Source organism: Salinimicrobium flavum (assembly GCF_042684505.1).
GTDB lineage: Bacteria > Bacteroidota > Bacteroidia > Flavobacteriales > Flavobacteriaceae > Salinimicrobium > Salinimicrobium flavum.
This window is the reverse complement of sequence record NZ_JBHULT010000005.1, coordinates 622,221-629,619: the sequence shown is the minus strand read 5'-3', so window position 1 is coordinate 629,619 and position 7,399 is coordinate 622,221. Positions and strand designations below refer to the sequence as shown.

The 7,399-nt window shown below is 43.2% G+C and carries 4 protein-coding genes; all 4 read left to right on the top strand.

Annotated features, from left to right (window positions below):
* Positions 1 to 1,952 (top strand): T9SS type A sorting domain-containing protein (locus ACFSTG_RS03290; RefSeq protein WP_380748410.1); only part of this gene is annotated, 1,952 nt, incomplete at its 5' end.
* Complete coding sequence (locus ACFSTG_RS03285) at positions 1,949 to 2,659, top strand: hypothetical protein (RefSeq protein ID WP_380748408.1); 711 nt, start codon at positions 1,949 to 1,951, stop codon at positions 2,657 to 2,659. The genes ACFSTG_RS03290 and ACFSTG_RS03285, both read left to right, overlap by 4 nt.
* A 3-nt stretch (positions 2,660 to 2,662) precedes the next feature.
* On the top strand, positions 2,663 to 5,164 hold the full coding sequence (locus ACFSTG_RS03280; RefSeq protein ID WP_380748406.1) for a glycoside hydrolase family 31 protein: 2,502 nt from the start codon (positions 2,663 to 2,665) through the stop codon (positions 5,162 to 5,164).
* A gap of 19 nt (positions 5,165 to 5,183) precedes the next feature.
* Entirely contained in the window at positions 5,184 to 7,328 is a 2,145-nt protein-coding gene (locus tag ACFSTG_RS03275; protein WP_380748404.1) for a glycoside hydrolase family 97 protein, read from the top strand.
* Positions 7,329 to 7,399 lie beyond the last annotated feature (71 nt).

Here is a 7,399-nt window from a genome sequence, read left to right as displayed (position 1 = left end):
ATGCTACAGCTAAAGGCTGGAACCCATGGTCTGAAGACCTGAAATTCACTCAGGACGAGACAAATCCCGAACTTTTTAGCTTTAGAGGGAACTTTGTACCGGGAAACTTTAAGATCCACACCTATGTTGGGGATTGGAATTGGGGAGCCTACATTGTGCCAACCGAAGCAGATCAGGACATTTCAGCCACCGATTACGAAATAAACCGACAGGGCCAGGGCAATGACTATAAATGGACTATTTCAGAAGAAGGAATGTATACCATCACTTTAGATCAGGCTTCAAACACAATCAATATCATTCTGGATACAGATGGAGATGGCACTAAAGACAATGAAGATGCTTTTCCTGAAGATCCTGATGAAGATACAGACACCGACAATGATGGGATAGGTAATAACGCAGATCCTGATGATGATGGTGACGGGCAAACCGACGAACATGAGCTTGCATGTGGTTCAGATCCTTTAGATGCTTCTTCCACTTCTGCAGATACCGATAACGATGGAATGCCCAATTGTGTAGATCCCGATGATAGTACAGATACTGATTCTGATGGGATCCCTGATGTAACAGATCCAGACGATGACAATGATGGGGTTTCCGATGAGGAAGATGCATTCCCTCTGGATCCGACCGAAGATACTGATACCGATAACGATGGTATAGGAAACAATGCTGATCCAGATGATGATGGGGACGGAGTTTTAGATGAAGAAGATGCATTTCCTCTAGATCCAACTGAAGATACTGATTCCGATAAGGACGGGATAGGTAATAATGTCGATCCTGATGATGACGGGGACGGGCAAACCGATGAAGATGAGCTGGCCTGTGGTTCAGATCCTTTAGATGCTTCTTCTATGTCTGTTGATACTGATGACAACGGCATACCGGACTGTGCGGATCCTGATGACGACGGTGATGGAGTGATCGATGAAGAAGATGCATTTCCACTTGATCCAACAGAAGATACTGATACCGACATTGATGGGATAGGTAACAATACCGATACCGATGATGACGGGGATGGACAATCTGATGAACATGAAAATGCCTGCGGTTCAGATCCCTTGAATGCAGCCTCCACCTCTTCAGATTTTGATGGAGATAAGATTCCTGATTGTGTGGATGTGGATGATGATGGCGACGGAGTAGAGGATTCTGAGGATGACTGTCCTAATTCAGATCCTAATAAGCCGGTAAACTTAGATGGTTGCAGCATTTTCTCTTTACCTGCCGATAATTTTAGTGTTGAATCAACAAATACAAGTTGTTATGGTGTGACAAATGGAAAAATCCGTGTCAGTGTGGCCGCACCGGGATACAACTACATGGTAAGCATTCCAGATCACGATCCTGTAGCATTGCCCGAAGGTTATTCTCTTGATTATACCTTTACCGGACTAGCTCCCGGCGTATATCCGGTTTGCTTTACCATTGAAGGACAGGAGGACTACCAACAGTGCTTCGAGGTGAAAATTGAAGAACCTGAGGCCGTAGTCGCGTTTACTCAGGTTAACCATAATTTTTCAAGTATGAAAATAAGATTAGAAGGACCCGATAAATTTTATGTGTCTGTAAACAATAAAGTCCAGATATTAACTGCAGGTACACACCACATAGACCTTAAAAACGGAGTGAATGAAATAAGTATAAAGGGTGAGCAGGAATGCCAGGGTGAATATTTTGAAAGGATCTTTGTTTCTGAAGATGTGAGGCTATATCCTAATCCAGCTTCCGGGCCTGTTCAAATATACATCCCGGGTGGTGATAACCTTATTGATATAAGTGTCTTAAGCCTTCATGGCGCTCAGGTTTGGATGGATAAAGTTCAGGTGAATGATTCCAGAGTGGTAGAAATTAACCTTGGAAATCTTGAAGCCGGAACTTACATCCTCAAGATTAATGGAAATCAAACAAATGATACACTAAAAGTCATTATAAAATGAAAAACTTAAAAATTATTCTGGGCGTTTTATTTCTTATCGCATTCATAGGATGTGATAAGGATGATGATAACATAATTGAAGAAGAAGCGAAGCTTCCGGGAGATGTGCTCCTTATTGCTCCTTTGAAGAATCAAACCTGTGAAGAAGGTCTTGATGTATCTGATGAGCTGAGCAAAATTACCTTTGAATGGAATGACTCTGAAAATACCGAAACTTATGATCTTATTATTACAGATCCTGAAAGCGGTAATGAGGTAGTCTCTTTTCTTAATCTAACCTCCCCTACACGAAAGGTGGACCTGGTTAAAGATAAGTCTTACACATGGGAGGTGATTTCAAAAAATTCTGAAGCTACTGAGACTGGTGCGAGTGAGTCCTGGAACTTTTACCTGGTAGGTGATCCTCAGAGCAACTACGCTCCTTTTCCTGCGGAAATTTTAAAACCCGAACAATCTGCCTCAGTAGAACTTTCAGATGGCAAGGCTGTGCTGGAATGGCAAGGCGCAGATCCTGATGGAAATGAATTGATCTACACAGTTTATATCGATAAAGTTGATGGAGCGCAGGAACCACCGGAAGATTTACAAAATATCACCGGGACATCTGTAGAGATTGAATTAGATGAAAATGAAACTTATTTCTGGAGGATTAAATCCTCTGACGGACAGAATAGTAGTTACAGCCCTGTACATTATTTTAAAACGTAGTAAATGCTAAAGCCTATTAAAATCGCCATAATACCTATTCTGAGCATTTTTCTTTCGTTGAATGTATTTGCTCAAACGTCTCCACTTTCCTGCAGTTCCTATGAATTGAATGGGAGAAATGTGGTGTTCGGCTGTGAGAATGAGGCAAAACTTTCCCTGGAATTCCTCGACTCGCAAAATATTAAATTCTGGTATGCTCCTAATGGGGAATTTACCCGGAACAATGAATCATTTGCGGTTGTTAATGAAGAATTTGATCCGGAATTCAGCGTTGATGTAAAAGAGAATCCTTCAAATTTTGAAATTTTTACGGGAGATCTTCGGGTGATGGTCCATAAAAAGCCCTTCAAAATTCAAATTTTTGACAGGTATCAACGCCTGGTGATCGGAGACATGGATGGGGAAGCTTACGTCACTGAAGGTGCCAAGACTGAAACCCGAAAAGTGCTTAGAGATGAAGAGCAATTCTTTGGCCTGGGAGAAAAAACAGGTCCGCTTAACCGCAGGGGCCGCTCTTTTACGATGTGGAACAGCGACAAACCCTGTTATTCAGATACTGAGGATCCGTTGTACAAGAGTATTCCCTTCTTTATGAGTACCTATAACTACGGAATCTTCTTCGACAACACCTATAAGACCGAATTTGACTTCGGGAAAAAATCTGATGAATATTTCTCATTTTCGGCACCCGACGGTGCGTTCATCTATTACTTCATGTACGGCAAAGATCTGAAAGAAGTGATCAAAAGCTACACAAAATTGACCGGACAGCCTATCATGCCGCCCAATTGGGCATTAGGCTGGTCACAGAGCCGCGGAATGCTGGTCACTGAAGATCTTACAAGAGGGATAGCAGCAGAGTATCGAAAAAGGGAAATTCCTATTGATATTATTTACCAGGATATCGGCTGGGTTGAAGGACTGCAGAATTTTGAGTGGAGAGAAGACAGGTATGACGATCCTAAAAAAATGCTTTCAGATTTAGCTGAAGATGGAATTAAAGTGATTATCTCCCAGGATCCGGTTATTTCCCAGGCTGTTGAAGACCAGTGGCAAGAAGCAGCAAAAAATGGATATTTGGTGAACGATGTCCGCACCGGAAAACCCTATGACATGCCATGGCCCTGGGGCGGGAACGCCGGAGTAGTGGATTTCACAAATCCCGAGGTGGCCGACTGGTGGGGAGAGCTTCAGCAAAAACCTCTGGATGACGGGGTGAAAGGTTTCTGGACAGATATGGGCGAACCTGCCTGGACCAACGAAGAAAGCACAGACAGGCTTTTCATGAAGCATCATAAAGGAATGCATGCAGAGATCCACAATGTTTACGGACTGGAATGGGATCGCGTGGTAACCGAGCAGTTTGAGAAGCGAAATCCCAATCAGCGGGTATTCCAGATGACCAGAGCGGCTTATGCAGGAATGCAGCGTTACACCTTTGGCTGGAGTGGAGATAGCGGAAACGGAAGGGACGTAACCGATGGCTGGGAAAATCTTGCCGATCAGGTTCCAATGGGAATGTCTGCAGGCCTCGGATTAATTCCATTTTGGACTACAGATATTTCAGGTTATTGCGGGGAGATCACAGATTATGAAGAATTTTCAGAATTATACGTGCGCTGGTTGCAGTTTGGAATATTCAATCCATTGAGTCGGGTGCACCACGAAGGAAACAATGCAGTAGAACCCTGGTTATTTGGAGAGGAGGCAGAAAAGATCTCTAAGGCAGCGATTGAATTAAAATATCAATTACACCCATATATTTACACTTATGCCAGGGAAGCATATGATACGGGATTACCAATCATGCGGCCTTTATTGCTGGAATATGCTTCAGATGAAGAGACTTATGAGCTCAATGATCAATTCCTGTTTGGTGAAGAATTATTAATAGCTCCTGTGGTTGAAGAAGGTGTAACCTATCGGCAGGTATACTTGCCAAAAGGAAACTGGAGGGACTACAATGATCCCGCAAAAAGTTTTAAAGGCAGACAGACGATAGATTATGATACTCCTTTAAACGTGATCCCAATGTTTGTAAAAGAAGGGGCGATCATTCCAAAAATGCCGATAATGCCTTACATAGGTGCCATGAATAATGCGCCTATGATCCTGGAGATCTTTCCGGCAGCAAAACCTTCAGAATTTACTCTTTATGAAGATGAGGGCACAACAAATGATTACCAAAAAGACCATTTCGCAAAAACGAAGATTGAAAGTAAAACTACTTCTTCCGAAGTATTAGTTACCATAAACGAGCCGCAGGTCAATAACTTCAACAATGATGAAAAAAGAAATTTTTGGCTGGAGATCTTCCTGGAGGAGAAACCAACAGAAGTGAAATTCGATGATAAAGTTCTCTCCGAAACTTCTTTCAGGGAGCTAAAGAAAAAATGGAATACTATCTTTGATGTTTCAGGCTACCATTACGATGCCGAGGCATCCCGGCTGTTCATCAGGCTGCCGGATAACAAACAGAAACAATTAATAAGTATACATAAATAACCCTATGAAAAAAATGAAGATGAAGAATCTATTAATGACAGCATGCCTTTGGGTGAGCTTTTCCGGGCTGGTCGTAGCTCAACAAGTTGACTCTCCTAACGGGGAGATGCGAATGCAGTTTGAATTACTGGAGGATGGTACGCCTGCCTATAGCCTTTCTTATAAAGGTCAACCGGTGATCGGGACCAGTACCCTGGGACTGGAATTAAAAGACGATGATCAAAACCTCATGGATAACTTTGTGGTTGAAGATATCCAGACCTCTACCTTTGACGAGACCTGGGAACCCGTATGGGGGGAAGAAAAGGAGATCAGAAACCACTACAATGAAATGGAGGTTAACCTGCTTCAGGAAGGAACAGAACGGGAAATGATCATCAGGTTCCGCCTGTTTGATTCCGGCCTTGGTTTTCGTTATGAATTTCCGCAGCAAAAGAACCTGGGCCACTTCATTATCCAGGAGGAAAGAACACAATTTGCCATGACTGGTGACCATACCGCTTTTTGGATCCCGGGAGACTATGACACCCAGGAATATGATTATACCGAGTCACGTTTAACAGAAATAAGGGAACTATTAAATAGCTCAATTACCGAGAACCTTTCTCAAACTTCCTTTTCTCCCACGGGTGTACAGACGTCATTAATGATGAAGACCGATGATGGGATCTACATTAACCTGCATGAAGCAGCACTTATAGATTATTCTGCCATGCACCTGGAACTGGATGATGAAAACCTGACCTTTGAATCCTGGTTAACCCCGGATGTCACAGGAAATAAGGTTTACATGATCGCTCCCGGGAAATCCCCGTGGAGAACCATCCTGGTTAGTGACGACGCGAGGGACATTCTTGCCTCCAGGATTACCTATAATCTGAATGATCCTGTGGCTTTTGATGACACTTCCTGGATCAAACCAATGAAGTATGTGGGAGTCTGGTGGGAAATGATCACCGGGAAAAGTTCCTGGCATTATACCGATGAATTTGCTGCTGTAAAATTGGGAGAAACAGATTTTGAAGCGGCAGAACCCAATGACACTCATGGTGCCACAACCGAAAACGTAAAAAGATATATAGATTTTGCCGCCGAGCATGGTTTTGACGGAGTACTGGTAGAAGGATGGAACATTGGATGGGAAGACTGGTTCGGGAATTCCAAAGACTATGTTTTTGACTTCATGACCCCTTACCCGGATTTTGACCTTGAAGAAGTGCGGGACTACGCGAAGTCAAAAGGTGTGGAAATGATCATGCATCATGAAACCTCTTCTTCCGTAAGAAATTATGAGCGTCATATGGACCAGGCTTACCAGTTCATGAAAGACAATGGTTACAATGCCGTAAAGAGTGGTTATGTGGGGGATATTCTTCCTCGGGGGGAAAATCATTACAGCCAGTGGCTGGTAAACCATTACCAGTATGCCATCGAAAAAGCTGCTGAATACGAGGTAATGGTCAATGCCCATGAAGCAGTTCGCCCAACCGGGATTGCCCGTACCTGGCCAAACCTTATCGCTAATGAATCTGCCCGCGGGCAGGAGTACCAGGCATTTGGAGGGTCTAAACCCAACCATGTGACGGTGATACCTTTTACACGTCTTATTGGCGGACCAATGGATTACACTCCGGGAATCTTTGAAATGGATATAAGCACCTTCAGCCCCGACAATGATTCATGGGTAAACAGTACGATCGCCAATCAGCTGGCCCTTTATGTTACCATGTATTCTCCGCTGCAAATGGCTGCTGACTTGCCGGAGAACTACGAGAGATTCATGGATGCCTTTCAGTTCATCAAAGATGTTGCAATTGACTGGGATGAGACCAAGTACCTGGAAGCCGAACCGGGATATTATCTTACTATTGCCCGAAAAGAAAAAGACAGTAATAACTGGTTTGTAGGTAACGTGAACGGAGATGATCCACGGACTGCAAACATAAAATTCGACTTCCTGGATAAAGGAAAAACATATATAGCCACGATCTATTCAGATGCAAAAGATGCACACTACAGGGATAATCCACAGGCATATGAGATTAGAAAAGCGGTGGTGAACCATCGTTCCAAATTATCACAAAGATCTGCACCCGGCGGTGGTTTCGCCATCAGTATTATGGAGGCAGACAAAGCTGAAACCAAAGGTTTAAAAAAGCTGTAAAATAGCCGGTATAACAGGAATGGCAGATGATAAAACATCTGCCATTCTTTTTTATAATGCTATTGGGGATA